The organism is Paraburkholderia sp. BL23I1N1 (genome assembly GCF_003610295.1).
GTDB lineage: Bacteria > Pseudomonadota > Gammaproteobacteria > Burkholderiales > Burkholderiaceae > Paraburkholderia.
Window position 1 is genome coordinate 3,238,218 of record NZ_RAPV01000001.1, and the last position, 26,320, is coordinate 3,264,537.

The window sequence follows — 26,320 nt, forward strand, 5'->3', positions numbered from 1 at the left end:
GAATAGTCCGGCACCGGCTAACAGAACCCGCGCGTATTGCAACGCTTTCATAGGAAGCCGTCGTTTTGAATTTCGAACACCTTATCCAGATCAACGACCCGTTGAATCCATTTGTCGACTCGATGACCCGCGAGCAGCTGTGGGAGGGTCTCGTGCTGCGCGCCGAGCAGCCGCAACTGTTTGTGATCGGACTCGACAGCTGCATCATCCTTTCGCGCGAAGGCGACACGCTCGAACGGGAGTTGCACTACGGCAAGGCCACCGTGCGCGACCGAGTCACGTTGCAGGATCGCCTAAGCGTGCGCTACGACATTCTGCCGACGGCGGATTATGTCGGCGGCTCGCTGACAATGACGATCGAACAGCCTGACGAACTGCAGTTGTTCCTGCGCTTCGAATACGCAACCACCCTGCCCGTCTCCGACGACCAGGACGCTGTGCAAACGCAGGAAATCGTGAAGTCGGCGTATCGCGAGAACGATATCGATACCGTGCGGCTGATCCGCCAATACGTGGCGGGCAAGCAGGAACCCGGTTCGTTGCATTGACGTGCGGGCGGGCGCCCTGCCCGCGCCGTTGTGCTCGCTGTTGTGCTGTATTAGGCCGCTGTGTGGAAGGCGGCCTGCTTTCCTCCGTAGCCTACTACTCCCCGCCATTCAGCTATCGAAAATCGGATCCGATGAATTTCTCTTTCTTGTAAATGGTAATGGTTATCATTTAGAATTAATCCATCGAATCGACCAACAGCTAAAACGAATGACCGATCTCACGCGCTCTTCAACACTCAGCCTGCGCCGTCCGGCGGCCGCGCTGACCAGCCGTCCGAAAACATCCACGGCGACGGCAACCACCGCGAAGCCCGCAGCGGATCGCGCCGACGGCACAGGCGAGAAGTCGGATCGGGTCGTACGCAGCGACGCATTGCTGCAAGGACATAGCCACGTCAGCATCGTGCATAACGGCGAGACCTATCAGTTGCGTGCAACGCGTTTAGGCAAGCTGATCCTGACCAAGTAACAGGCAACGTCCAGGCAACACCGAACAGCAGTCAGTACCGGGTATTGTGGGGACCACCTCCTCGAGGGGTGTTGGGCATTAGCCAGCCACGACGGCTTGCACGTGAGAACTAGACCCCTTCGTGCAGACACCAAGCCAGCCGTCGCAGCCAGCCAGGCCGCTTTTTTGGTTCTCACCCAATGCGGATGCACGAAACGACGTGTGTCGCACAAGCGCAGAAAATTTAAAAGCCGTGGGATGTGACCATCTCCACGGCTTTTTGTATTGCACGGCGCGGATCGAGGTTCGCTAGTGCGTCGAAGCGTTATGACTTACTTACTTCGAAGCCCAGCCCCAGAACATCAGCCACCATGCGCTATCGACCACGGCCAGCGCCGCGGCGAACCACAGCATCGCGAGGCCGCGTTGAACGAATCGCGCGCTATAGCGACGTGTGACGAGCCAGGCGAGCCACGCGCTCCACAGGTTGGCGATCGCGAGGATCGCGATACGCATATCCGACGCCCACCACAACGACAGATGTTCCGCGCGCAGCAGCGACAGCGTGGTTGCCGACAAGCCGAGGAACACACCTGCGCCGGCAATCGGAATCAGGCCTTGCGTCAAATGATGCAGACGCACGGTGCTGAAGCGCCCCAGCATGCGCGTCGCGCCCATCAGCAGCACCAGCAAAACCGTGCCGTACATCAGCGCCGTAGCGAGGATGTAGCCGATCACCATCGTGCCGTCGAGCCACGAGAACACGTCGTTCTGCTCAGGGTAGTGCGTGAACAGAAACCACGGCGCGTTGGTGTCGAGGGGCCAGGTGATGTCGTGATCGACCAGCCACGTCGCGAAGAACATCTTCAGATCGACGAACCAGCGCGAAGCGGTCCAATGGAATGCGCCGATCGCGATGCCGAGCAGGCCGTACAGAATCAACGCGGTGTCCCACGGGTTCGCCTGTTTGTCGCCGAGCTGCACGACTTCCGACGACGGCGCACGCCACGTCAGCGCGATCGCGTCGCGATGCCCACTGCAACGGCCGCACATATGGCAATCCGACGCGCCCTTCATATTGCGCAGCGGCACCAGCGGCGCGCAATTGATCGGAATCACGCGATGCCCATGTTCACCGTTCTTGTACGAATGGCGCCACGCGTCTTCGTCGACCTTGTAATGGAACGGCGCGAGACGCGCCAATAGCGAAAAAACCCCGTTGACGGGGCACAGATACTTGCACCAGACGCGCTTCTCGCGTCCGTACAGCAAGCCGATGATCATTGCCGCGAAGGTCGATCCGCCGAGCACCAGCAGCACTGCTTTCGGATACTGGTAGACGCTGACCATCTGACCGTAGATCGTGGTGATGCCGAACGCGACGAACGGCCAGCCGCCCCAGCGCATCCAGCGCGGAATCGCCCAGCCGCGGCCGTACTTGCTGGCGAATTCCGCGAGCGCGCCTTCCGGACACAACACACCGCACCAGACGCGGCCGAGCATGACCATCGAGAGCAGCACGAAGGGCCACCAGATGCCCCAGAACACGAACTGCGCGGCAAGCGTCAGGTTGGTCCACAGATGCGCGGTGTCGTCCGGCAGCGGCATCACCGCCGGCACGAGAATCAGGAACGCGTACACCGCCACCACGACCCACTGAATGCCGCGGATCAGGCTGCCGTGACGCTGCATCCACTGCCCGGCCGCGGCGAGACGGCCCGGGCGGGTCATGACCGCACTCATGCCGCGCGCCCTGCGGCCTGCTGCGCCGGCTTGCGATTCGCGCGACGCACCAGCAGATAGACGACCAGCCAGTACACGGCGTAGGCGATCAGATTCATCAGCGCCGGATGGGCGCGATAACCGGTGAGCGTCGCAACCAGCGAACCGAACGTGCTCGAATCGTCGAGGATGGCCGACGAATTCCACATCTGGCCGATGATCGTCGGCAGGATTTCCTTGTCGATCAGCTTGTCGACACCGGTCTGGAACAGGCCCGCACCGAGAAACAGCAGCATGATTTCGGTGACGCGGAAGAAGAGCCGCCACGAGAAATACTTGCCGCCCAACTGCAGCACGTAGAAGGTCAGGAGCGCGAGACTGAGGCCAATCGCCACCGCGAGCATCTGGCCGCCGTCCACGTGACCCGATTGGCCGAAACCGAGACCGTAAAGGAAGATCACCGTTTCGCTGCCTTCGCGCGCGATCGCCAATGCGACCAGCAACGCGACGCCCCACCAGTTCGAATCGTGTTTGCTCTTTTGCAGCGACTGTTCCATGTCGCGCTTGAGGGAGCGGCCGTGCTGCTTCATCCACAGCACCATCTGCACGATCAGCACGCAGGCGACCAGCACCATCGCGGTCTGGAAATAATCCTGCGCGTCGCCGGAGAGCACCTCGGTAAAACCGATCAGCGCTGCGCCGAGTGCGACCGCCGCAATCAAACCGGCCGCGACGCCGCCCCACAGGTACGGCAATCCGCGGCGCGCGTCGTCGTCGCCATTTTTCAGCCACGCGTACAGGATGCCGACGACCAGCAAGGCCTCGACACTTTCCCGCCACACGATGAATAGAATCTGACCCATTCAAGCTCTCCCTTCTACCCTGCTACTGCTTTGGCGAACGCGTCACCCGTCTGTTCAAGGCATGCGTTCGCGCCCCAAGCCGCTATTTCGCGACGATCACGCCCTGCGCCTGCTGATGGAAATCGTCGAAGAACTTGTATTCGCCCGGCTCTAGCGGAGCGATCACGACGAATGAATCCCCGCCCGGCGCCAACACTTTTTCTTTACGCAATTGCACGCTTTCGAATTCGGCCGCGCCCTTGCCGGTGTTGCGTATCGCAATCTTGATGCGCTGCCCTGCCGGCACTTCGATGCGCGCAGGATTGAGCTTGCCGTCGTTCATTTCAAGCTTGAAGGTCGGCAGATCCGCGGCGTGCGCGGCCCCAACCGTCAAAGCGGTCATGGCGAGGATCGCGATCTTTCGGTTAATTCTCATTAGCCTTTCCGGAAAACGCGGCGCGGCGGGTTTCATCCTCCGCGCGCCGCCTGCTGCATGCATTCATTCAGTCACGGCTCGCCATGCAGCAAGGCGCGACGAGCCGTGATGATCCGCGTCCGCGGCGATCAACGATCAGTAACCGCCCTTCTTGCCGATGCCCGCGAACGTGAAGTCGTATTCGAGCGTGATCGGCTTGAACCACGGACCCACGCCGGTTTCCTTGTCGACGTGACGGCCGAACGCCATGTGACCGGTTTGCATCGGCGCTTCGACGGTCATTTTCAGGTGGTATTTGCCCGGGCCTTGCAGCTTGACGTTGTCACCGTAGTGCGGACCGTCGTTGGCGACCATCGCCATCATGTCGCCCTTCTGGGTCTGATTCGAACCGGCTTTCGTCAATTCATAACGAACTTGCAGATACGGCATCCAGTCGCCTTCGGCGAAACCCGTCGGGTTGTTCTTGACCGCGTGGATGTCGGCTTCCAGGTGGATGTCCGAATCCGACGCCTTGCGCATCATGCCTTCGGGTTCCATCGTGATCGGCTGCAGATAGACGGCGCCGATTTCCATGCCGCCCTGAATCTGATGCTTGCCGATCGGGTATTCCGCTGCCGTTGCGGAAAGCGCCGCTATCGCGGCCACCGCTGCTGCGCCACCGCGCACAAATGAAGACATCCGCATTGAAACTCCTTGTTTTTATCAGGCTGGAATCAAACTCATTGGAACAGTGCGGTGCGCTTGCCTTATGCAGCCATGCCGGCGGGCTTGGTTGGCAAACACAACGGACTGTCAGTCGCATTGCTGAGATTACCAACGTTAATGCGAACCATTCTCAATATTGGTCGAGTTTATCATCGATCGGCAGGGAGAACAAACGTGGACGCACGCAAAGCCTTATGGGAACAGGGGCTTAAGGCGGTCTTAAGGAAAGCGCGGATGAGCGTGATGGTGGGTTGTAAGGCGAGGAGAGGCAAGGCGCGGCACATTGCCGCGCCTTGGGAGGCAGGTGTTTTTAGACGCCGGGCACGTGGTCCCCGACGTTTGCGCCGAATACGCGCTTGCGCAGCAGCGCCAGCTGGTCGCGGGTTTGCGCGGCCTTTTCGAACTCGAGATTCTTGGCATGCTCCATCATCTGCTTTTCGAGGCGCTTGAGTTCCTTGGCGAGCTGCTTCTCGGACATGTCCTCGAATTTCGCCCGAGCCTGCTCTTCCTTCAATTCGGCACGGGCGTCGTCGACGTTGTACACCCCGTCGATGATGTCGCGAATCCGCTTGACTACGCCGCGCGGCGTAATGCCGTTCGCGAGGTTGTAGGCGATCTGCTTGGCGCGCCGCCGCTCGGTTTCGTCGATAGCGCGGCGCATCGAGTCGGTCACCCGGTCCGCGTAGAGAATCGCCTTGCCGTTCACGTTACGCGCCGCCCGGCCGATGGTCTGGATCAGCGAGCGCTCGGCGCGCAGGAAACCTTCCTTGTCCGAGTCGAGAATCGCGACCAGCGAGACTTCGGGAATATCCAACCCCTCGCGCAGCAGGTTGATCCCGACCAGCACGTCGAACGTGCCCAGCCGCAGATCGCGAATGATTTCCACCCGCTCCACGGTATCGATGTCGCTGTGCAGGTAACGCACCTTGACGCCGTGGTCCGCCAGAAACTCGGTGAGTTGCTCGGCCATCCGCTTGGTCAGCACCGTGACCAGCACGCGGTCGCCCACTTTGACGCGCTCGTTAATTTCGGCGAGCACGTCGTCGACCTGGGTGCGCGCCGGGCGCACCTCGATTTCCGGATCGACGAGGCCGGTTGGACGCACCAGTTGTTCGGCCACCTGCCCTGCCGTCTTCTTCTCGTAGTCCGCCGGCGTGGCCGACACGAACACCACCTGACGCATCTTGCGCTCGAACTCGTTGAACTTGAGCGGGCGATTGTCGAGCGCCGACGGCAAGCGGAAACCGTAGTCGACCAGATTCTCTTTACGTGCCCGGTCGCCGTTGTACATGCCGTTCAACTGGCCGATCAGCACGTGCGACTCGTCGAGCAGCATCAGCGCGTCGGGCGGCAGATAGTCGACCAGCGTCGGCGGCGGCTCACCGGGCGCGGCGCCCGAGAAGTGCCGCGAGTAATTCTCGATGCCCTTGCAGAATCCCAGCTCCTGCAGCATTTCCAGATCGAAGCGGGTGCGCTGTTCGAGCCGCTGCGCTTCCACAAGCTTGCCGTTGCTGTAAAAGAACTCGAGCCGGTCGCGCAGTTCGGTCTTGATCGTTTCGACCGCTCGCACCACGGTATCGCGTGGCGTCACATAGTGCGACGACGGGTAGACGGTGAAGCGCGAAATCTTCTGCCGCACGCGGCCGGTGAGCGGATCGAACAGTTGCAGCGTCTCGACTTCGTCGTCGAACAATTCGATACGCACCGCCATTTCGGCGTGTTCCGCCGGGAAAATATCGATCGTGTCGCCGCGCACGCGGAACGAACCGCGCTGGAAGTCGGCTTCATTGCGGTTGTACTGCATCGCGATCAGCCGGGCGATGATGTCGCGCTGGCCGAGCTTGTCGCCGGTACGCAGCGTCAGAATCATCTTGTGATATTCCGACGGGTTACCGATACCGTAAATCGCCGACACCGTGCCGACGATGATCACGTCGCGCCGCTCCATCAGGCTCTTGGTGGCCGACAGCCGCATCTGCTCGATGTGCTCGTTGATCGACGAATCTTTCTCGATGAACAGGTCGCGCTGCGGCACGTACGCTTCCGGCTGGTAGTAGTCGTAGTACGAGACGAAGTACTCGACCGCATTGCGCGGAAAGAACTCGCGAAACTCCGAATAGAGCTGCGCGGCGAGCGTCTTGTTCGGCGCGAACACGATCGCCGGCCGGCCGAGCCGCGCGATGGTGTTGGCCATCGTGAAGGTCTTGCCGGAGCCGGTCACGCCGAGCAGCGTCTGGAACGACAGGCCGTCCTCAATGCCTTCGACGAGCGTGTCGATCGCCGTCGGCTGGTCGCCGGCGGGCGGATACGGCTGGTAGAGCTGGAACGGCGAGCCTTCGAACGCGATGAATTTGGATTCGTCGAGCGTCTCGTCGGCTTCAGTCAGATGGTGTTCGGACATGGGGAGCGGCACCGGGCCTTGGGCAAAGAACTATTCTAACGGGTTGCGGGAACCCGGGCTGAGCGGGTCTGCGTAGGAGTTGAGCAGAACGGGGAGACTAGGCACATGGCGCCCTGGTGCCTGTTTTTCAAGCAAATAATTCGGCCCAGCGGGCTTTGTCGTCCGAAAAATGCCCGCGAATTCGCTACAATGCCAAGTTGCGCTCACTCGCCGATGCTCGCCCTCCGTCCGTCCGAATCTTCCATCAGACGCCGTTGGCCGGGCCTCCCGCGCTTGAAGCCGCCCTCTTTTTACTACTGCTGCCCACCCATCATGTCTCTGTTCTCCGCCGTCGAACTTGCTCCCCGCGACCCGATTCTGGGCCTGAACGAAGCCTTCAACGCCGATGCGCGCGCCACCAAGGTCAACCTTGGCGTTGGTGTGTACTTCAACGAAGAAGGCAAGATTCCGCTGCTGCGCGCCGTGCGCGAGGCGGAAAAGGCACGTGTCGAAGCCGCGCTGCCGCGTGGCTATCTGCCGATCGAAGGCATCGCTGCGTATGACGCCGCCGTGCAAACGCTGCTGCTCGGCAACGATTCGCCGCTGATCGCCGCGGGCCGCGTCGTGACGGCGCAAGCACTGGGCGGCACGGGCGCACTGAAAATCGGCGCTGATTTCCTGAAGCGTTTGAACCCGAACTGCAAGGTCGCGATCAGCGATCCGAGCTGGGAAAACCACCGCGCGCTGTTCGAAGGCGCCGGCTTCGAGGTCGTGTCCTATCCGTACTATGACGCGCAGACGCATGGCGTGAACTTCGAAGGCATGCTGAACGCGCTGAACGGCTATGCCGCAGGCACGGTTGTCGTGTTGCACGCGTGCTGCCACAACCCGACCGGCGTCGACCTGACGGTCGATCAATGGAAGCAGATCGTCGAAGTCGTCAAGGCGCGCAATCTCGTGCCGTTCCTCGACATCGCTTACCAGGGTTTCGGCGACAACATCGAGTCCGACGCTGCAGCGGTCCGTCTGTTCGCGGCATCGGAACTCAACGTGTTCGTGTCGTCGTCGTTCTCGAAGTCGTTCTCGCTGTACGGCGAGCGCGTTGGCGCACTGTCGATCATCACGGCAAGCAAGGAAGAATCCGCTCGCGTGCTGTCGCAACTGAAGCGCGTGATCCGTACGAACTACTCGAACCCGCCCACGCACGGCGGCTCGGTGGTCGCGGCGGTGCTCGCGTCGGCTGAACTGCGCGGCACGTGGGAAACGGAACTCGCCGAAATGCGCGACCGCATCCGCGCAATGCGCAACGGTCTGGTCGAACGTCTGAAGGCAAGCGGCGTGGATCGCGATTTCAGCTTCGTGAACGCACAACGCGGCATGTTCTCGTACTCGGGTCTGACGGCACCGCAAGTGGACCGTCTGCGTGAAGAGTTCGGCATCTACGCTGTGGGCACGGGCCGCATTTGCGTGGCTGCGCTGAATACGCGCAACCTCGACGTGGTGGCTAGCGCGATTGCTCACGTGTTGAAGTAAGGCATTTCAGGGCGCAGGCGTTGGTTGCACGCGCTTTTTTTGCTTTGCTTTGCTGAAGCTGCCTGAATCGCTTGTAGATGTAGAAACGGCGCCCTTTCGGGCGCCGTTTTTTATTTGTGTCAGCGCGCATCCCGATGGATATCGTGCGTGACAAACCCTGCGTCGTTGTCAGGCATATCCAGCCAATCAGGTTGAGCAAGCGAGTCGCGGATGTCTTCCAAGCCGCTTTTCCAATGTTCACGCATAGTAGAGAGGCCGAACTGGAAGTCTTTGAACTGCCCTTCGTATTCCTTCTGACGGTAGATGAGATGGATCACGTTGTAGCGCTTCGAACACGATAGTTCATCCGCCAGCTTGCACCATTGATCCTCGCGCTGGTCAGACGGCACGCGATCGAGCACCTCGCGCAGCACATGCCGGAAGCGCTGCGAACGTTGCAGCATATCGGTCACGAGACGCGTGCGGCTCGAGTACTGAACGTCTTTCATGCGCCCTTGAACATCGGTGATGTTGTCCGGCACCGGCCCGATCGCGCTCCATAGATCGACCTGGAACGCGAGCGTATCGCGACGCGGCGTGGTCTGAATCACCTCGTAGAGCGGCGTGTTCGACATCAAGCCGCCGTCCCAGTAGTACTGGCCGTCGATTTCGACCGCCGCAAAGCCCGGTGGCAACGCACCTGACGCCATGAAATGCTCGGGCCTCAGTTTCGTATGCGTGTTATCGAAGTAGGCGAAATTGCCTGTGCCGCAATTCACTGCCCCCACCGACACGCGTATCTCACCGGAATTGATCCGGTCGAAATCACAGAGCGCTTCCAGCGTGGCCTTGAGCGGCGTGGTGTCGTAGTAGCTCGCCATTTGCGGCAGCCCGGAAACAGTAGGCAACGGCGGCGGGAAACGCGGCACGAAGAATCCCTTTTGCCCTTCTACGATCGCACCCATTGCCTGAGTTGCCGTAAAGGCCCTCCGAACGGCGTCACTGGAATTGAACAGCGCGTGCTCGATAAAGGCCGGTAACGGCGGCCCAAACGCCGGTTGGCAGATCGTCTCCCAGAATTGCAGCAGTCGCTCCACGCGCTTCTCCGGCGGATTGCCGGCGATGATGGCCGTGTTCAGCGCGCCGATCGAAATGCCGGCAAGCCAGTTCGGCTCGATGCCGGCTTCATAAAGCCCCTGGAAGACGCCGGCCTGATAGGCACCCAACGCGCCGCCGCCCTGCAGCATCAACGCGACGGTTTCGTAGTTGGGCACCTGGAGTTGCCGGCCGGGCTGTGCGGAGGGCGCCGAACCGGCGCCCTCGCCTTCCCCGCCGCCGGGCACACCGACGCGCGCCCGCTTGAGATTGCGTTGCGCCATGGGCGCCTCCTTATTGCATATACCAGCCGTGGCTCACAATAAAGGACTGGCCGGTCAGCGCCGCAGTCGGGAAAGTGGACAGGAACAGCACCGTCTGCGCGACGTCTTCCACCGTGGTGAAGATGCCGTCTACGGTACCGCCCAGCATCACGCGCTTGATCACGTCTTCTTCGCTAATGCCGAGTTCTTTGGCCTGCTCTGGAATCTGCTTGTCGACAAGCGGTGTGCGCACGAAACCCGGACACACCACGTGCGAGCGCACATTGTGTTTTGCGCCTTCTTTGGCCAATACGCGCGAGAGGCCCAGCAGCGCGTGCTTGGCCGTCACATAGGCGGACTTGAGCGGCGACGCTTCATGCGAATGGACCGAGCCCATGTAGATCACGATGCCACCGCGATCGTCTTTGTACATGTGCTTGAGCGCGGCCTTGGTGGTGAGAAAGGCACCGTCCACGTGAATGGCCTGCATCTTCTTCCAATCGGAAAACGAGTAGTTTTCGATCGGGTTGACGATCTGGATGCCGGCGTTGGAAATCAGAATGTCGATCGAGCCGAACTCGGCCGCGACTTTGTCGATGCCCTGGTCGACGGCGTCTTCGTTCGTGACGTCCATTGCCACGCCGATTGCCTTTCCTCCGCCCTGTTTGATTTCTTCAGCGACAGCGTTCGCGCCGTCCTGGTTCAGGTCGGCGATCGCGATCGCCGCGCCGGCGGCGGAAAGCGTGAGCGCAATCTGCTTGCCGATACCGCTCGCGGCGCCGGTAACCACCGCGACCTTGCCATTCAGATTCGTGTTCAGTGACGACATCCAGAACCTCCATGCAGTTGATGAGCAATGACACCACGGGCCGCAGGCGGCGTGAAGTCAGCCAAATGGCATAGGCCGTTCGGCTGAATGCTGCACTGCGACCAACGCTGCTATTGTGCATGAACCGTGTGAATTACATCCGTAAAACGCACATCGGGCCTTGTCTCTTTAAACTAGACGTTTCAGCGGGATTCCGGCGGCATCACTACCAAGGAGGAATGCATGAATTATCGACGTCTGGGCCGTTCCGGCCTGCAAGTCAGCGAACTGTCCATCGGCTCATGGGTCACCTACGGCAATCAGGTGGATCATCGCGCGGCGCGCGAGTCGCTAGCGGCTGCGCGCGACGCGGGAGTCAACTTCTTCGACAACGCGGAGGTGTACGCCAGCGGCCAATCCGAAGAAATCATGGGCCACGCACTCAAGGAACTGGCGTGGCCGCGCGTGAGCTATGTGGTATCGACGAAATTCTTCTGGGGGCTCAACGAAGCGCCGAACCAATACCACACGCTGAACCGCAAATATTTGCTGAACGCGATCGACTCGTCGCTCAAACGCCTGCGACTCGATTATGTCGATCTGGTGTTCTGTCATCGTCCTGACCCGAACACGCCGGTCGAAGAAACCGTCTGGGCCATGAGCGACATGATTACGCGCGGCAAGGCGCTGTACTGGGGCACCTCTGAATGGAGCGCCGACGAAATTCGCGCGGCCTACGAGATCGCCGAGCGGCATCATCTGCACAAACCGGTCATGGAGCAGCCGCAGTACAACCTGTTCCACCGCAAGCGCGTCGAGCAGGAATACAAGCGGCTTTACGAGGATATCGGCCTTGGGCTCACCACCTGGAGTCCGCTCGCGTCCGGCCTGCTCACCGGCAAGTATCGCGACGGCGTACCTGCGGATAGCCGCGCGCAGTTGCAAGGTTACGACTGGCTGCGCAAGCAGCTCACCGATTCCGGCAAGAACAACGTGGTCGGCAAGCTGGGCGAAGTGGCCGACGAACTGGGCTGCACGGTTGGCCAGTTGGCGATTGGGTGGATCCTGAAGAATCCCAATGTGAGCACGGTCATCACCGGCGCGTCGCGCGTCGAACAGATCGGTGAGAACATGAAATCCGCCGAGGTGGCCAAGCGGATCACGCCGGAGATCAAGGAGAGGATCGAGGAGATCATCGGCGACACGTACTCCTGAGCGCCTGCCTGACCGGGCGCTCGCCGTACCGCGGAACATGGCCCGCGCATCATCAGGGCCGTGCTCCGCGCAACGCACTGCGGAGCGCAACGCGGCGTCGCGTACAATACGCGACCGCGCTGCACTTCAGTTGTGCCGCCGCATTGCACTCGCATCGCCGAATCCGCCCTGGACCGGCACGCCCTCTTTCAGCGTCTCCTCATCATGCTCAGCTACCGCCACGCCTTTCATGCAGGCAATCACGCCGACGTTCTGAAACACGCCGTCGTGTTGCAGCTACTGCGCTACCTCGGCCAGAAGGACAAATCCTACTGGTATATCGACACGCACGCGGGCGCCGGCGTCTATTCGCTGAAGGAAGGCTACGCGACCAAAACCGGCGAGTTCCAGACCGGCATCGCCAAGCTATGGGAGCGTAACGACCTGCCTTCGATCTTCTCGGATTACGTCGACGAAGTGAGCGCGCTGAATCCGGACGGCCAGTTGCGCTTCTACCCGGGTTCGCCGTATATCGCGTGGCGGCAGATGCGCGAACAGGATCGCATGCGCCTGTTCGAGTTGCACACCACGGAAATCGACGTGCTGCGCCATAACTTCCGCGACGCAGGCCGCCGCGCGATGCTGTATGCGGGCGACGGCTTCGACGGCATCCTCGCATTGCTGCCGCCGGCGCCGCGCCGCGCGCTGGTGTTGCTCGATCCGTCGTACGAAGACAAGCGCGACTACACGCGCACGCTGCGTTGCGTCGAAGAAAGCCTGAAGCGATTTCCGACCGGCACGTACGCGGTCTGGTATCCGCAGGTAAGACGCCTTGAATCGCAGCGCTTCCCCGATCAGTTGAAGAAGCTGCAGGAGCGCAACTGGCTGCATGTGAGCCTGACCGTCAGCAATCCGCCAACCGACGGCTTCGGGCTGTTCGGCAGCGGCATGTTCATCCTGAATCCGCCGTATACGCTGGCAAAAACGCTGAAAGACCAGATGCCCTGGCTGGTCCAAACGCTCGGCGAGGACAAAGCCGCGCAGTTCAAGGTCGAATATCGCGGCGATTGAGGCTCGTTACCGGCTCGGCGCGACCGAGGCATCGCCGCTCGAAGCGTCAAAAGCTTGAAAAGAAACGGCCAGGAGATATCGCGCGGCGACGCTTATTGCGTACGAGGCACGGGACGAGGTTGCGGCTTCGGTTGTGGAGACGGCGTGCCACCGCCGATTGGCACCGGGACGTAGGGCGCGACAACGATCGGTATCGACGAATTCGGCGCCAGCTCCGGGGGCGTGGCGATGGATTGCGCCCCTACAATCGGCTGTCGCGAGAGCGGCGCGGTCTGCAGCACGGTGCCGCTTTGGCCGTCGCTAATGCCGTTTTGCGAGTCGAGTATCACGGGTTTGCGGGCGTTGCTGCTCGACGCAGCGAAAGTCGCTGGTACTGCGAAAACCGCTGTCAGCGAGGCTGCAACGACCATGGTCAGAACGGATTTGAGCAGGCGGACAGGAAGCATGGGCGGACCGGTTGAGTTTGAGAATGCCGGATAGCGCAGAAACGCCTTACCTTACCGCGTCGGCCACTGGCAGGCTAGTCGTTCTTAGCCATGAATCGCTTTGAAGCGCCAGTTGCCGTGAAATATTCGCGCTCCAGATGTGACAAAGCCCCGTCTATACGGGGCTCAACACTTTACTGCGATGGCCGCGCACGAGCGCTGCCGGGTCGAACTCGATGCAGTTGAAACTTACAGCGAATAGCCGTTGGTTTCGAGCGTACGGATGCGCTGTTCGAGCTGAACGATATCCGACGACGACGCCAAGTAGGCTTCACGACGGCTGCGTTCTGCAGTTTCAAACCAGGTGCTCAGCTTTTCAAGTACGTATGCAAACATGATGTTCTCCAAGGATCAGATTGAATCCCCGGCGAGTTTTGCATCAGGGATTTCCCGTAAAAGGGTTAACCCGGATTATAGCCTTATGGTGCAACCTTGCTAGTGAAATGCCCGCATGACGTGCATTCCGTTTTGGAATGGTGCACGCCTGTGGTGCACGTAAGTCATTGATTTATCTAAATTCAGGATCGCTTCTTTGAGGTGACTGATGCCGCCCCAAATTATTTTGCACCATTATTGTGCTTTTCAGCGTTCGGTTTCGACAAATCCCACAACAGGTTGCACCTAACGCGTTCAAATCGGATGACAACCCTTCCCCGACACCAGATCGGTGTCGGCTAGCCGCTCGATAATCGGGCAATCCGGACGTTCGTCGCCGTGACAATGGTCCGCCAGATGCGCCAATGTGTCGCGCATGTCGGTCAACTCGGCAATGCGGCGATCGAGTTCCGCGACGTGCTCCAACGCAATCGCCTTCACTTCGGCGCTGGCGCGCGACCGGTCATGCCACAACGCCAGCAACCGGCGGATGTCTTCGACCAGAAAACCAAGGCGGCGCGCCTGGCGGATGAAACGCAGCGAATGAACCTCTTGCGGCCCGTATACGCGGTAGCCAGCGCTCGTGCGCGCTTTCGCCGCCAACAGGTCCACGCTTTCGTAGTAGCGAATCATCTTCGCCGTGACACCCGACGCGCGGGCCGCTTCACCAATATTCATGACCGTTTCCCCAGTGTGTGCGTCGATCGTACACCTTCCCATGGTGGGAAGGTCAGCCACTTAATCGCGCATCGGCAGGCATAATTCAATCATCGCAACATTCATTTTTCCGAGGCAATCCCGATGACGATCGAATTCCAGGTAGAAGGCATGAGCTGTCAGCATTGCGTGGCGGCGGTCACTAATGCGATCCGCGAACACGATGGAACCGCTCAGGTCCAGGTCGATCTGGCATCCGGTCGCGTGGCGGTCGATTCGGTGCAACCGGCTGAAGCGCTAAAAGCGGCGATCGACGAGGCCGGTTATACAGTGACCGGGGTGACCGGCGGCTCGGCCCGCTAAGCGAGCGGCCGTCATGTTCAAAGTTGCCGTCATTGGTGCTTCCGGGCTGCTCGGCCGGGCTCTCGTCGACGAACTGGCGCAGCAGGCCGGCTGGCAAGTTGTCGCCACGGCGTTCAGCCGGCCAGGTCCGAACACCGTCGCACTGGATATTCGCGATGCACTGGCGGTCGCGCAATTTGTCAAGCGCGAAGCGCCGGACGCGCTCGTGATTGCCGCCGCGGAACGTCGGCCGGATGTGTGCGAGCACGACCCAGCGCTCGCCCGGGCGTTGAATGTCGATGCGGTGCGTACTCTGGCCGCGGCGGCAAAGCGTCGCGGCGCATGGACGCTTTCAATCTCAACCGATTACGTGTTCGACGGCACTCACCCGCCCTATCAGCACGATTCGGCGCCCGCGCCGCTCAATGCCTATGGGCGCAGCAAACTCGAGGGCGAATGCGCGCTGACGGAATCCACCGATCTTGGCTGCGTACTGCGTTTGCCGCTGCTATATGGACCGATCGTCGATTGGGCAGAATCGGCGGTGACGAGTCTCGTGCCGGCGATTGCCGCGTCGGCTTCGCGCGAGGGCAAGGCCGCCGTCATGGATGCTTGGGCGATCCGCTATCCGACCTTTACGCCAGACGTCGCGTTCGTGATCCGGCAGATGCTCGAACGGCACGCGCATGGCGATGCGATCCGCGGCATCGTGCAATGGTCGGGCGGTGAGCCGATGAACAAGTACGAAATTGCCGTGCGACTTGCCGATGCGCTGCAACTCGATGCGCAACTGACGCCACAGTACACGCCCACCGATGCGACGCCGCGTCCTCATAATTGTCACCTGGCGTCGGACCGGCTCGAGGCGCTCGGCATTGGCCGCTGCACGTCGTTCGACGCTGCGATCCGGCAAGTGCTGAGCGCGTTTCCATGGCGCGGCGAGGCGCCGGTCTGACGCCGGGCCGCGCGCTCAGCCACAGGAAGTACCGCCCGTGGTGCTTTCGCGGCTCGACGACACGCCGGCCAGGCATCGGGCTTGCAAGCTGAGCCACGGCAGACGCCGCTCGCGTTTCCATGGCCGCCGGTACGTCGGCATGGCGACATGGCGACATGGCGACATGGCGCCCGGACATTCGAGCCTGGTCATAGCAGGTCTGCCATCAATGAAAATCGCGGCTCGCCGTGGCCAGTTCGCCAAGCCATTCGCTGCGATCTTCGAGTCGATGCGCGACGAGATGGATCACCTCGCCCTTCTGTTTCTGCTTCGCCTTGCCCGCTTTATTTGCGTTCACCGCATTGCCGGCGCTGTCACCGCCGGTAGAAACGCCGTCATCTCGTTGCAAAACGCCATACACCGCCAGCAACGATGAACCCAGCAGCACTTTGCGCTGCTTTTCCACCAGCGATGGCCAGACGATCACGTTGATCGAGCCGGTTTCGTCTTCGATGGAAACGAACACGGTGCCCTTTGCCGTGCCTGGCCGCTGCCGCACGGTGACGATGCCGCAGGCGCGCGCCAGCGTGCCGTGCTGACATGCGGCCAGCTCGGCCGCCGTGCGAAAACGCTGCCTGACAAGACGTTCGCGCAACAGCGCGAGCGGATGACGATTGAGCGTGAGGCCAATGCTCGCGTAATCGTCGACGATCTCGCGGCTTTCGGCTGCCTGCGGCAATGCCAACGGCGCCTCGGCGATCGGCGCATCGCGCAGCAGCCTGAGCACCGCGTGTTGCGCGGTCACCGCCCACCACGCCTCGCGCCGATGGCCCGCGATGCTGACCAGCGCGTTCGCCGCGGCGAGCGCTTCGAGATCGCGCCGCGTCAATGCCGCGCGACGCGTCAGATCGTCGACGTCGGCAAACTGCGCGTCGCGACGGGCCGCCATGACGCGTTCGGCAGCCGCCTGCGAAAGCCCCTTGATCAGATGCATGCCGATGCGCACTGCCGGACCGCGCGCACCATAAGTTTTCGACGATTGGAATATGCGTGCGGTCAGCTTTTTTGCCGCGCGCCGGATCGTCCGTGCCACCGTCAAGCGCCGTAACGACAGATCGCGTAATTGCTGCGCGGATAATACGGCCTGCTGACGATGCAAACAGGTCTCGTTCGATGAAATCCGCAGCCCTTCATGATTGCGCCTTTCGAAGGTCGACTCCCAATCGCTCAAGGTCACGTCCGGCGGCAAGACCTGGACGCCGTGACGCCTCGCATCCTGCACGAGTTGCGACGGCGAATAAAACCCCAACGGCTGACTGTTCAGCAACCCCGCCAGAAAAGCGGCCGGCTCATAACGTTTCAACCACGCACTAAGATAGACGAGCAAGGCAAAGCTTGCCGCGTGACTCTCCGGAAAACCATACTCGCCGAAGCCTTCAATCTGTTTGCAGATGCGATCGATGAACTCGCGTTCATAACCCCGCTTGAGCATGCGCTCGGTCAGATCCGCCTGATACTTCGCCAGGTTGCCGGTGCGCCGCCACGCGGCCATCGCGCGCCGCAACTGATCGGCTTGCTCACCGGTGTATTTCGCCGCAACCATCGCGAGATGCATCACCTGCTCCTGGAAAATCGGCACACCAAGCGTGCGCTCGAGCACCGGCCGCAATTCGTCCTTGGCGTAGTCCTCCGCCTCGAGACCTTGCTTGCGACGCAGATAAGGATGCACCATGCCGCCCTGAATCGGCCCGGGCCTCACGATCGCGACTTCGATCACGAGATCGTAGTATTTGTTCGGTTTCAATCGCGGCAACATGCTTTGCTGCGCCCGCGATTCGATCTGGAACACGCCGATCGTATCGGCATGGCCGCACATTTCGTAGACGGCCCGATCCTCGCGCGGAATATCCTGCACCCTGAATGTCGGAAAGCCGCGCCGCATTGCGACGAATTCCAGCGCGCGCCGGATTGCCGACAACATGCCGAGCGCCAGCACGTCGACTTTCAATAGCCCGAGCGCATCGATATCGTCCTTGTCCCACTCGATCACGCTACGGTCTTTCATCGTCGCGTTCTCGATCGGCACGAGCCGTGACAGCTTGTCTTTCGCGATCACAAAGCCACCGACGTGTTGCGACAGATGACGCGGAAAGTTGCGCAACTCTTTAGTAAGGCGAATCAAATTTCGCGTGATGTGCGAGCTGGCATCGAAGCCCGCTTCGGCCAGATATTTGGCGACCGCATCCGTGCCGTCCCACCACTGCTGCGATTTACTGATCCGTTCGATCAGCGACGCTTCGAGCCCCAACGCTTTGCCGACATCCTTCAGCGCACTGCGCGCGTGATAGGTGATCAGCGTTGCAGTGAGCGCGGCGCGATGGCGGCCATACTTTCCATAGATATATTGAATCACCTCTTCCCGGCGCTGATGTTCGAAGTCGACGTCGATATCAGGCGGCTCGCTGCGCGCGCGAGAGATGAATCGTTCGATCAGCATGTTCATGCGTATCGGATCGATTTCCGTCACGTGAAGGCAGTAGCACACGATCGAATTTGCCGCCGAACCTCGCCCCTGGCACAGTATGTTTCTGGAGCGCGCGAAGCGCACGATATCGTGTACCGTCAAGAAGTACTTTTCGTATTTCAGCTCGGCGATCAGCGACAACTCTTTCTCGATCTGATCGATCCGTTTGAGATCCATGCCGTCCGGCCAACGCTCGACTGCGCCGGCCATGACCAGCTTGCGCAGATAACTCGACGGCGATTCGCCGGCGGGTACCAGTTCTTCCGGATACTCGTACTTCAGTTCGTCGAGCGAGAAGTGGCACAGGGCGGCGATGCGCAGCGTTTCTTCAAGCGTGTCGCGCGGATACAGTTTGCCAAGCCGCACACGCGTGCGCATATGCCGCTCGGCATTGGCCTCGAGCGCGTAGCCGCATGCCGATAGCGGTGTGACGAGACCGATCGCGGTCAGTGTGTCCTGCAATGGCTTGCGCGATCGCGCGTGCATCAGGACGCCACCTGCCGCCACCAGAGGCAAACCGCTCGCTTCTGAAATCATTCGCAACGCGTCGATCTGAAGATCGTCGCTGCCGGTTTGCCAGAGTTCGAGTGCGATCCATGAGCGTTGCGGAGCCCATGCAGCAAGCCAGTGCGCGCAGCGCAGCGTGTGTGCGAGCGTCGCTGTGCGTTGCGGCACGAGGATCAGGACACAATCGGGCAAGGTCCTGAGATGTTCGAGATGCGGCAACGTATCGGCGAAATCGGACGGGCTGAGGCGATAGCTGCCCTTGTCGGCACGCGAGCGGGCGAGCGTGATCAGTTCGGAAAGATTGCCGTAGCCATTGCGATTGGTTGCGAGCGCAACCAGTGTGCAGAACGGTTCACCTGCATCGTCCGTCAGATTCAGTTCGCTGCCGATGATGAGGTGAGGGATGGGTTTGTGCGCCTCCTGTTGTGGGGTTTCCTGCTGCGAAGGTTTCTGTTGTGAGCCCGCTGGATTTGTAGCCGTTGACTGTGCCGCGTCCTCTAGAGACGTTCCTGCTTGCGCGGCTTTCACCTTGTCTTCGCGCTCCTTCTGTTGGCGGTCCCGCTCCTGTTTGATTTCTCTCACCGCCGTGTGTGCGCGCACGACACCCGCTAGCGAGCATTCATCAGTAATCGCGAGCGCGCTATAGCCGCGCGACATCGCCTGCTCGACCAGCTCATGCGGATGCGAAGCGCCGCGCAGAAACGAGAAATTAGTCAGACAATGCAGCTCCGCATACGGCGGCAGTTGGGCCGCAAGCGTCTGCTCCAATAAAATTGAGGGCTGGGAATTTGCCATGATGCTTAGCCGAACAAACCTTGCAAATACCACTCGCCGCTAAAACGTTCCCGGTACACCCAGAACATATGGCCACGATCATCTGCCGCAACGTAGTAATCCCGCTCGACGCGATTACCGTCCCACCACCCTGCTTCAATCCGCTCGGTACGTATGAGCATTTTCAGCGGCCGACGATAGATCGGCCGCTGGTCGCGCATCATCAGGCGCAGCGGTTTGTCGAGCATCCAGACAGGGCGAGGCGGCGATGGCAATGCACTGTCGGGCAGATCGAATGAGGCTTGAGCATCAACCGATGGCGTTACGGATATACAGCGGCTTTTAGCGTCACTCGTTTTGTCAGACTGTTGCGATATGTGCAATGGATGTGCTGTGCGTTCTGCCTCTGCCTGTTCCGTAGCATCGCCGTCTACGCGCACACTCTCCAATGCAGCGTGCTGCAACTCATCGGTCAGCCAGGTTTTATCCGCTTTGATTTTTTTCCTGACTTTCGCAGACGAACGCTTCTTGCGTGAAAACGCTTGCGCCTGGTAGGCCTCGGCGCGCATTGCCCGCTCAGGCCGATGATCGTCCTGCACCGACATCTGCAGCACGTTCTCCGGTCCCAAACGCGCGCTCAAGCGTTCGAGTAGACGCGCGATCGAATCGCCGTCTGATTCGGGCATTGGAAACAAGGTGTCCGACCGCCCTGCATGCTCGTCGATCTGATCCGCGACCAGCTTCAACTCGATCACGGGCGCCACCAGAACTGTCTGATTCAACTTCTCACGCAACAGCCAGATCAGATGCTCGGCATCGCGCGACGGTATGGCCCACGCGACCTTCAGACTCGACGTCTTAGGCGCATGACGGGAAGCCAATTCATGTTCAAGCAACAACGTATAACCGCTGAGCGCCGCATGATGTGCGCTCAACCATCCGGCCAGTTGCACAATCAGCCGACGCGCGGCGAACAGCAATGCATCGGCATTATCGACCCGCGACGGCAACTCCAACTGCGCATGAAACGATGCCGGCGCCCGAAACGATTCGCGCGGATCCGGACGCGTGCCATAGGCTTGCGCCAGCAGATCCAGAATGCCACTGCCGAAACGCCGCACGACACCTGACCTTGGCAACTGACGCAAATCGGCCAGCGTCGAGCAACCGACATGGGTAAACACATCACGATGCGCCTGCGCAACCGGCAGCAACGAGACAGATATGCGATCGAGGACCCGCGCCAGCGAGGTTTCCTTTATCACATGCCAACGATGCCCCTGCCGAGCAGCATGCGCCTGCGCCAACAGCCACGCGCCCCATGCTGTCGGTGCGCACGCGATGCGCGCCGTATAGCCGAATTCAGCTACCGTCGCGGATACCCGTGACAACAACGCGCGCAAGCCGCCAAACAATCGCAAACCAGCGCCGACTTCCAGCAATAAGGTATGCGCATGCGCAAGCGATACCTTCGGGGTGTACGTCAGCAAAGCGAGCGCCATCGCCTCGAACGCCTGGGTTTCGCGGGCTGTGTCCGCGATAAGCATCTTGAGACCAGGAGCCAAAGCCAATGCGTACGAGCGCGAATGACCCGCATGCACCCCGGCACGCAATGCGTCGAAATCCGGCATCAGGATGTGCGCGTGATCGGCCAACGCATAGCAGCGCACCTCGGTGACGTCTTCCGCACCGGGAGGTTGGTTTGCCTCGTTGCCGGGCTCACACCGATACGGCTTCGCGGGTGAACCATCCGGGAGCGGCTCGATAGGCTTCACGGCTTCCAGCGACAAGAGTGGCAATGTGACTGCTATCCACAACATGTTTGATCTCTCGTCCTTGATTGCTGCCGACTCCGCTTTCCGGCAGCACGACGCTTTGTAACGGCAAAACGAGACGCAGAGGCTCCGCTAGCGGCGGACCGCGGCGCTTGAAGATATCGATCGAGATACCGATCTCCTGCAACCATTGACGACGGTTGATCGTCTGCGCATTAGCCGGCAAGAGCGGTTCACAGATCATTCGCAACGGCGCCGGCGAAGATTGCGTGGCGGCTTCGACGGGCCGGATCAAAAATGCTAGCGAGGCCGACTCCTGAGCCGCCACCTGCAGACGCCGAACCTTATCGGCGCGGGCATTCGGCAGCCATACCAGCACGGCCCCCACACCATCCTGCTTCAATGCCTGAGCAGCGGCCCACAGACCCTGGTCTTCACTCGAGCGCACCCATAAGACGCGTTCGACATCGATACCCCAAGCCCTCAGTGCCGAAGCACAGGGCTGGTAAGGAGGCGCCACGAGCATGACGTACCGTTCGGCTTGTGCCGTAAGATGCCGAAGCACGCGGGCCAGCAGACGCAGTTCGCCGACTCCTTCGTGTTCAATCAATAACTCCGTCAGGCCGCCGGCCGACCAGCCTTGTCCGGGCAGCAGTCGATCCAGCGCAGCATAGCCGCTGGAAATCACCCGCGAATCCGCCTCGGCAAGCTCATTGCCCTGCCACACCTGACGCCGCAATTGCGACGACAGCGCTGTTGTCGCCAGATGAATCGCTGCTGCCATAGACACGCTCGTTCAATAGGGAATACTCCGCCCTGCCCGGCATCGGGCAAGCATGGGGCGACGAGCTTTCACTGTATATTTATACAGTATTCTGAGGCGGATGTTAAGACGAGGTGAGGCGACGAAACGCGCGAAGGAAGAAAATGAAGAGGGGTGGTGAAGTTGTTTTGTTGCAGATTTTTCGCCTGCAGGAGCAGTTGTCCTTTGGCGTTGCTATCAAGCGAACAAAACTAGAGTTAGCGTGCTCTGGAAGGGATGAAAGCGGAGAGCCGCGCGGCGTGTATGCTGCGGATATGGGCCTGGCCGGATCAGATAGCGTACGACGCCGGGACACAACCCTCGCCGGCCGCTTCCCGGCCGTATTGACGGTGTTTTTTCCGGCCGTCCTGCTGACGGGTGACGCAAAGGCGGCGGATCAGCGGAAACGGACGCGCCTTTGCCGGGGTCATGATGCCGCAAGCGTACTGACGCCGCTTCTTTCTTGCCGCTGTTTTTTGCGGGCTGTAAACGCAGAAACCCCACCTTTGCGGGTGGGGTTTCTGTTTGCTGCGGGGGAGCCTGACGATTACCTACTTTCACACGGGAATCCGCACTATCATCGGCGTGGAGTCGTTTCACGGTCCTGTTCGGGATGGGAAGGGGTGGGACCGACTCGCTATGGTCATCAGGCATGACTTGTTGCCGTGTCGCCCTGGCGGGCGGCACAACCAATCGGGAAGAAGTAGTTTCTGATGATGGTTTCATCAGATGAAGTCTGGGCTGTGTTGTTTCCGGCACAACACTGATCTCAACCGTGCGTGTGTAAAACACACCGGTTATAGGATCAAGCCTTACGGGCAATTAGTATCAGTTAGCTTAACGCATTACTGCGCTTCCACACCTGACCTATCAACGTCCTGGTCTTGAACGACCCTTCAAGGGGCTCGAAGCCCCGGGGATATCTCATCTTAAGGCGAGTTTCCCGCTTAGATGCTTTCAGCGGTTATCTCTTCCGAACATAGCTACCCGGCGATGCCACTGGCGTGACAACCGGTACACCAGAGGTTCGTCCACTCCGGTCCTCTCGTACTAGGAGCAGCCCCCTTCAAATATCCAGCGCCCACGGCAGATAGGGACCAAACTGTCTCACGACGTTTTAAACCCAGCTCACGTACCTCTTTAAATGGCGAACAGCCATACCCTTGGGACCGGCTACAGCCCCAGGATGAGATGAGCCGACATCGAGGTGCCAAACACCGCCGTCGATATGAACTCTTGGGCGGTATCAGCCTGTTATCCCCAGAGTACCTTTTATCCGTTGAGCGATGGCCCTTCCATACAGAACCACCGGATCACTATGACCTGCTTTCGCACCTGCTCGACTTGTCGGTCTCGCAGTTAAGCACGCTTATGCCATTGCACTATCAGCACGATTTCCGACCGTACCTAGCGTACCTTCGTACTCCTCCGTTACACTTTGGGAGGAGACCGCCCCAGTCAAACTGCCTACCATGCACTGTCCCCGACCCGGATCACGGGCCAAGGTTAGAACCTCAAACAAACCAGGGTGGTATTTCAAGGACGGCTCCACGCAAACTGGCGTTCACGCTTCATAGCCTCCCACCTATCCTACACAGATCGGTTCAAAGTCCAATGCAAAGCTACAGTAAAGGTTCATGGGGTCTTTCCGTCTAGCCGCGGGGAGATTGCATCATCACAAACACTTCAACTTCGCTGAGTCTCGGGAGGAGACAGTGTGGCCATCGTTACGCCATTCGTGCAGGTCGGAACTTACCCGACAAGGAATTTCGCTACCTTAGGACCGTTATAGTTACGGCCGCCGTTTACCGGGACTTCAATCAAGAGCTTGCACCCCATCATTTAATCTTCCGGCACCGGGCAGGCGTCACACCCTATACGTCCACTTTCGTGTTTGCAGAGTGCTGTGTTTTTATTAAACAGTCGCAGCCACCAGTTTATTGCAACCCCTTCACCCTTCTCGCGCAGGCGAGTCAGGCTACAGGGGCGTACCTTATCCCGAAGTTACGGTACCAATTTGCCGAGTTCCTTCTCCCGAGTTCTCTCAAGCGCCTTAGAATACTCATCTCGCCCACCTGTGTCGGTTTGCGGTACGGTCTTGTTAAACTGAAGCTTAGAGGCTTTTCTTGGAACCACTTCCGATTGCTTCTTCACCTAAGTGAATGGCCTCGCACCCTTGAATTGCGCGCCCGGATTTGCCTAAGCGCCTTCTCCAATGCAAGGACCGGGACTTCCAACACCCGGACAACCTTCCGCGATCCGTCCCCCCATCGCATTTAACAATGGTGCAGGAATATTAACCTGCTTCCCATCAGCTACGCATTTCTGCCTCGCCTTAGGGGCCGACTCACCCTACGCCGATGAACGTTGCGTAGGAAACCTTGGGCTTACGGCGAGGGGGCCTTTCACCCCCTTTATCGCTACTCATGTCAGCATTCGCACTTCCGATACCTCCAGCGCACTTTTCAGTGCACCTTCGCAGGCTTACGGAACGCTCTCCTACCATGCACATCAATGTGCATCCGCAGCTTCGGTATATTGCTTAGCCCCGTTACATCTTCCGCGCAGGACGACTCGATCAGTGAGCTATTACGCTTTCTTTAAAGGATGGCTGCTTCTAAGCCAACCTCCTGACTGTTTTAGCCTTCCCACTTCGTTTCCCACTTAGCAATATTTGGGGACCTTAGCTGGCGGTCTGGGTTGTTTCCCTCTTGACACCGGACGTTAGCACCCGATGTCTGTCTCCCGTGATTGCACTCTTCGGTATTCGGAGTTTGCTATGGCGTAGTAATCCGCAATGGACCCCACAACCATGACAGTGCTCTACCCCCGAAGGTGATACACGAGGCACTACCTAAATAGTTTTCGGAGAGAACCAGCTATTTCCAGGTTTGTTTAGCCTTTCACCCCTATCCACAGCTCATCCCCTAACTTTTCAACGTTAGTGGGTTCGGACCTCCAGTACGTGTTACCGCACCTTCATCCTGGCCATGGATAGATCACCTGGTTTCGGGTCTACACCCAGCGACTGAATCGCCCTGTTCGGACTCGCTTTCGCTACGCCTGCCCTAATCGGTTAAGCTTGCCACTGAATGTAAGTCGCTGACCCATTATACAAAAGGTACGCAGTCACCCCTTGCGAGGCTCCTACTGTTTGTATGCATGCGGTTTCAGGATCTATTTCACTCCCCTCCCGGGGTTCTTTTCGCCTTTCCCTCACGGTACTGGTTCACTATCGGTCGATCACGAGTATTTAGCCTTGGAGGATGGTCCCCCCATCTTCAGACAGGATTTCACGTGTCCCGCCCTACTTGTCGTACCCCTGGTTCTTCCTCGCTGTTTTCGTCTACAGGGCTATCACCTGCTATGGCGGCACTTTCCAGAGCCTTCGACTAACAATGAAGATAAAGAGTACAGGCTGGTCCCATTTCGCTCGCCACTACTCTGGGAATCTCGGTTGATTTCTTTTCCTGCGGTTACTTAGATGTTTCAGTTCACCGCGTTCGCTTCACATGACCTATGTATTCAGTCATGGATGACCCATTCGGGCCGGGTTTCCCCATTCGGATATCGGTGGATCAAAGCTCGTTTGCCAGCTCCCCACCGCTTTTCGCAGGCTACCGCGTCCTTCATCGCCTGTGATCGCCAAGGCATCCACCACATGCACTTGTTCGCTTGACCCTATAACGGGTGTGTCTCCCACCTCATCCACTGGGAATGACGTGTTCCTCACAATCGCTACAGGTTGAGTATTCGTGTTGCGCCGTATTCCAAAAGCGATCTCTCGATCCCTCTTTTCATACATTGATACAATCACAACCCTGATTCACCTACTCAATCACCCATCTCCAGGCGATCTTTCGTGAATCTCTTTACTACTTCTTCCTGATTGTTAAAGAACGACAGCCGATATTGCGGTTGCTATAACCGCATATCACTCTGACTGGCTCAATCGCCAATGCCCGTTTCACTACACCGCAAACCTCTTTCAGGGTTTGCCGCAGTAAAACCGGCATTGAAGATTGGTGGAGGATGACGGGATCGAACCGACGACCCCCTGCTTGCAAAGCAGGTGCTCTCCCAGCTGAGCTAATCCCCCAGTCACACAAGTACTTCAGGTG

Annotated in this window: 20 protein-coding genes, 1 tRNA gene and 2 rRNA genes; 7 read left to right on the top strand and 16 right to left on the bottom strand. The window is 59.6% G+C overall.

Annotated features, from left to right (window positions below; translation table 11 throughout):
• The first annotated feature begins 65 nt into the window (after nucleotides 1-65).
• Together B0G76_RS15120 and hemP are read left to right on the top strand one after the other, a co-directional pair.
• Nucleotides 66-548, top strand: coding sequence for an SRPBCC family protein (locus B0G76_RS15120; RefSeq protein ID WP_120293338.1), 483 nt, complete (start codon nucleotides 66-68; stop codon nucleotides 546-548).
• Nucleotides 549-756: 208 nt separating this feature from the next.
• Entirely contained in the window at nucleotides 757-1,017 is a 261-nt protein-coding gene (gene hemP, locus B0G76_RS15125; RefSeq protein ID WP_120293339.1) for a hemin uptake protein HemP, read from the top strand.
• 315 nt (nucleotides 1,018-1,332) lie between these two features.
• Here hemP and B0G76_RS15130 read toward each other — a convergent pair whose 3' ends face one another.
• The 5 genes from B0G76_RS15130 to uvrB all read right to left on the bottom strand — a co-directional run bounded on the left by B0G76_RS15130 (nucleotide 1,333) and on the right by uvrB (nucleotide 7,102).
• Nucleotides 1,333-2,739: a 4Fe-4S binding protein gene (locus B0G76_RS15130; protein ID WP_120293340.1), complete on the bottom strand. Its 1,407-nt coding sequence runs from the start codon at nucleotides 2,737-2,739 to the stop codon at nucleotides 1,333-1,335.
• Complete coding sequence (locus B0G76_RS15135; protein WP_120293341.1) at nucleotides 2,736-3,581, bottom strand: FTR1 family protein; 846 nt, start codon at nucleotides 3,579-3,581, stop codon at nucleotides 2,736-2,738. The genes B0G76_RS15130 and B0G76_RS15135 overlap by 4 nt, the downstream gene beginning before the upstream one ends.
• Nucleotides 3,582-3,663: 82 nt before the next feature.
• Nucleotides 3,664-3,996 carry a cupredoxin domain-containing protein gene (locus B0G76_RS15140; RefSeq protein ID WP_120293342.1) on the bottom strand — a complete coding sequence of 111 codons (333 nt, stop codon included), beginning with the start codon at nucleotides 3,994-3,996 and terminating at the stop codon, nucleotides 3,664-3,666.
• A gap of 135 nt (nucleotides 3,997-4,131) precedes the next feature.
• A complete protein-coding gene (locus B0G76_RS15145) occupies nucleotides 4,132-4,680 on the bottom strand; it encodes an iron transporter (protein WP_120293343.1) in 549 nt (182 codons plus the stop codon).
• Between the two features lie 331 nt (nucleotides 4,681-5,011).
• Complete coding sequence (gene uvrB / locus B0G76_RS15150) at nucleotides 5,012-7,102, bottom strand: excinuclease ABC subunit UvrB (RefSeq protein ID WP_120293344.1); 2,091 nt, start codon at nucleotides 7,100-7,102, stop codon at nucleotides 5,012-5,014.
• Between the two features lie 312 nt (nucleotides 7,103-7,414).
• Between uvrB and B0G76_RS15155 the strand changes: the two genes are divergently transcribed.
• Entirely contained in the window at nucleotides 7,415-8,614 is a 1,200-nt protein-coding gene (locus B0G76_RS15155; protein WP_120293345.1) for an amino acid aminotransferase, read from the top strand.
• Between the two features lie 119 nt (nucleotides 8,615-8,733).
• Here B0G76_RS15155 and B0G76_RS15160 read toward each other — a convergent pair whose 3' ends face one another.
• The gene (locus B0G76_RS15160) at nucleotides 8,734-9,972 is read right to left on the bottom strand and encodes a patatin-like phospholipase family protein (RefSeq protein WP_120293346.1); all 1,239 of its coding nucleotides are present in this window, start codon (nucleotides 9,970-9,972) and stop codon (nucleotides 8,734-8,736) included.
• A 10-nt stretch (nucleotides 9,973-9,982) separates the two neighbouring features.
• A complete protein-coding gene (locus B0G76_RS15165) occupies nucleotides 9,983-10,780 on the bottom strand; it encodes a 3-hydroxybutyrate dehydrogenase (RefSeq protein ID WP_120293347.1) in 798 nt (265 codons plus the stop codon).
• A 222-nt stretch (nucleotides 10,781-11,002) separates the two neighbouring features.
• Between B0G76_RS15165 and B0G76_RS15170 the strand changes: the two genes are divergently transcribed.
• Both B0G76_RS15170 and B0G76_RS15175 read left to right on the top strand, forming a co-directional pair.
• Entirely contained in the window at nucleotides 11,003-11,974 is a 972-nt protein-coding gene (locus B0G76_RS15170) for an aldo/keto reductase (protein WP_120293348.1), read from the top strand.
• Nucleotides 11,975-12,178: 204 nt separating this feature from the next.
• Complete coding sequence (locus B0G76_RS15175) at nucleotides 12,179-13,024, top strand: 23S rRNA (adenine(2030)-N(6))-methyltransferase RlmJ (protein WP_120293349.1); 846 nt, start codon at nucleotides 12,179-12,181, stop codon at nucleotides 13,022-13,024.
• 92 nt (nucleotides 13,025-13,116) lie between these two features.
• Here B0G76_RS15175 and B0G76_RS42890 read toward each other — a convergent pair whose 3' ends face one another.
• The 3 genes from B0G76_RS42890 to cueR all read right to left on the bottom strand — a co-directional run bounded on the left by B0G76_RS42890 (nucleotide 13,117) and on the right by cueR (nucleotide 14,562).
• The gene (locus B0G76_RS42890) at nucleotides 13,117-13,470 is read right to left on the bottom strand and encodes a hypothetical protein (protein ID WP_183082059.1); all 354 of its coding nucleotides are present in this window, start codon (nucleotides 13,468-13,470) and stop codon (nucleotides 13,117-13,119) included.
• 228 nt (nucleotides 13,471-13,698) lie between these two features.
• A complete protein-coding gene (locus B0G76_RS15185) occupies nucleotides 13,699-13,845 on the bottom strand; it encodes a DUF3563 family protein (protein WP_120293351.1) in 147 nt (48 codons plus the stop codon).
• A 294-nt stretch (nucleotides 13,846-14,139) separates the two neighbouring features.
• A complete protein-coding gene (gene cueR, locus B0G76_RS15190; RefSeq protein WP_120293352.1) occupies nucleotides 14,140-14,562 on the bottom strand; it encodes a Cu(I)-responsive transcriptional regulator in 423 nt (140 codons plus the stop codon).
• A gap of 123 nt (nucleotides 14,563-14,685) precedes the next feature.
• Between cueR and B0G76_RS15195 the strand changes: the two genes are divergently transcribed.
• Entirely contained in the window at nucleotides 14,686-14,904 is a 219-nt protein-coding gene (locus B0G76_RS15195) for a heavy-metal-associated domain-containing protein (RefSeq protein ID WP_120293353.1), read from the top strand.
• Between the two features lie 13 nt (nucleotides 14,905-14,917).
• On the top strand, nucleotides 14,918-15,838 hold the full coding sequence (locus B0G76_RS15200; RefSeq protein ID WP_120293354.1) for an SDR family oxidoreductase: 921 nt from the start codon (nucleotides 14,918-14,920) through the stop codon (nucleotides 15,836-15,838).
• Nucleotides 15,839-16,043: 205 nt separating this feature from the next.
• On the opposite strand, the gene B0G76_RS15205 is transcribed toward B0G76_RS15200, so the two are convergent.
• The 6 genes from B0G76_RS15205 to B0G76_RS15230 form a co-directional block, all read right to left on the bottom strand.
• Nucleotides 16,044-19,643 (bottom strand): error-prone DNA polymerase, encoded by a 3,600-nt coding sequence (locus tag B0G76_RS15205; protein ID WP_120293355.1) that lies wholly within the window; start codon nucleotides 19,641-19,643, stop codon nucleotides 16,044-16,046.
• A gap of 5 nt (nucleotides 19,644-19,648) precedes the next feature.
• On the bottom strand, nucleotides 19,649-21,442 hold the full coding sequence (locus B0G76_RS15210) for a DNA polymerase Y family protein (RefSeq protein WP_120293356.1): 1,794 nt from the start codon (nucleotides 21,440-21,442) through the stop codon (nucleotides 19,649-19,651).
• The gene (gene imuA, locus B0G76_RS15215) at nucleotides 21,342-22,181 is read right to left on the bottom strand and encodes a translesion DNA synthesis-associated protein ImuA (protein ID WP_120293357.1); all 840 of its coding nucleotides are present in this window, start codon (nucleotides 22,179-22,181) and stop codon (nucleotides 21,342-21,344) included. Before imuA ends, B0G76_RS15210 begins: the two co-directional genes overlap by 101 nt.
• Before the next feature lie 556 nt (nucleotides 22,182-22,737).
• Nucleotides 22,738-22,850 (bottom strand): 5S ribosomal RNA (rrf, locus tag B0G76_RS15220).
• A 150-nt stretch (nucleotides 22,851-23,000) separates the two neighbouring features.
• Nucleotides 23,001-25,880 (bottom strand): 23S ribosomal RNA (locus B0G76_RS15225).
• Nucleotides 25,881-26,222: 342 nt separating this feature from the next.
• Nucleotides 26,223-26,298 (bottom strand) — tRNA-Ala (locus tag B0G76_RS15230).
• Nucleotides 26,299-26,320 lie beyond the last annotated feature (22 nt).

Excerpts from the sequence above, each read along its gene's own strand:
- B0G76_RS15135 (WP_120293341.1), bottom strand. The coding sequence starts at position 3,581 with ATGGGTCAGATTCTATTCATCGTGTGGCGGGAAAGTGTCGAGGCCTTG.
- B0G76_RS15210 (WP_120293356.1), bottom strand. The coding sequence starts at position 21,442 with ATGTTGTGGATAGCAGTCACATTGCCACTCTTGTCGCTGGAAGCCGTG.
- uvrB (WP_120293344.1), bottom strand. The coding sequence starts at position 7,102 with ATGTCCGAACACCATCTGACTGAAGCCGACGAGACGCTCGACGAATCC.
- B0G76_RS15200 (WP_120293354.1), top strand. The coding sequence starts at position 14,918 with ATGTTCAAAGTTGCCGTCATTGGTGCTTCCGGGCTGCTCGGCCGGGCT.
- B0G76_RS15185 (WP_120293351.1), bottom strand. The coding sequence starts at position 13,845 with ATGTTTGCATACGTACTTGAAAAGCTGAGCACCTGGTTTGAAACTGCA.
- hemP (WP_120293339.1), top strand. The coding sequence starts at position 757 with ATGACCGATCTCACGCGCTCTTCAACACTCAGCCTGCGCCGTCCGGCG.
- B0G76_RS15205 (WP_120293355.1), bottom strand. The coding sequence starts at position 19,643 with ATGGCAAATTCCCAGCCCTCAATTTTATTGGAGCAGACGCTTGCGGCC.
- B0G76_RS15160 (WP_120293346.1), bottom strand. The coding sequence starts at position 9,972 with ATGGCGCAACGCAATCTCAAGCGGGCGCGCGTCGGTGTGCCCGGCGGC.
- cueR (WP_120293352.1), bottom strand. The coding sequence starts at position 14,562 with ATGAATATTGGTGAAGCGGCCCGCGCGTCGGGTGTCACGGCGAAGATG.
- B0G76_RS15155 (WP_120293345.1), top strand. The coding sequence starts at position 7,415 with ATGTCTCTGTTCTCCGCCGTCGAACTTGCTCCCCGCGACCCGATTCTG.
- imuA (WP_120293357.1), bottom strand. The coding sequence starts at position 22,181 with ATGGCAGCAGCGATTCATCTGGCGACAACAGCGCTGTCGTCGCAATTG.
- B0G76_RS15140 (WP_120293342.1), bottom strand. The coding sequence starts at position 3,996 with ATGAGAATTAACCGAAAGATCGCGATCCTCGCCATGACCGCTTTGACG.
- B0G76_RS15170 (WP_120293348.1), top strand. The coding sequence starts at position 11,003 with ATGAATTATCGACGTCTGGGCCGTTCCGGCCTGCAAGTCAGCGAACTG.
- B0G76_RS15195 (WP_120293353.1), top strand. The coding sequence starts at position 14,686 with ATGACGATCGAATTCCAGGTAGAAGGCATGAGCTGTCAGCATTGCGTG.
- B0G76_RS15130 (WP_120293340.1), bottom strand. The coding sequence starts at position 2,739 with ATGAGTGCGGTCATGACCCGCCCGGGCCGTCTCGCCGCGGCCGGGCAG.
- B0G76_RS15145 (WP_120293343.1), bottom strand. The coding sequence starts at position 4,680 with ATGCGGATGTCTTCATTTGTGCGCGGTGGCGCAGCAGCGGTGGCCGCG.
- B0G76_RS15165 (WP_120293347.1), bottom strand. The coding sequence starts at position 10,780 with ATGTCGTCACTGAACACGAATCTGAATGGCAAGGTCGCGGTGGTTACC.
- B0G76_RS42890 (WP_183082059.1), bottom strand. The coding sequence starts at position 13,470 with ATGCTTCCTGTCCGCCTGCTCAAATCCGTTCTGACCATGGTCGTTGCA.
- B0G76_RS15175 (WP_120293349.1), top strand. The coding sequence starts at position 12,179 with ATGCTCAGCTACCGCCACGCCTTTCATGCAGGCAATCACGCCGACGTT.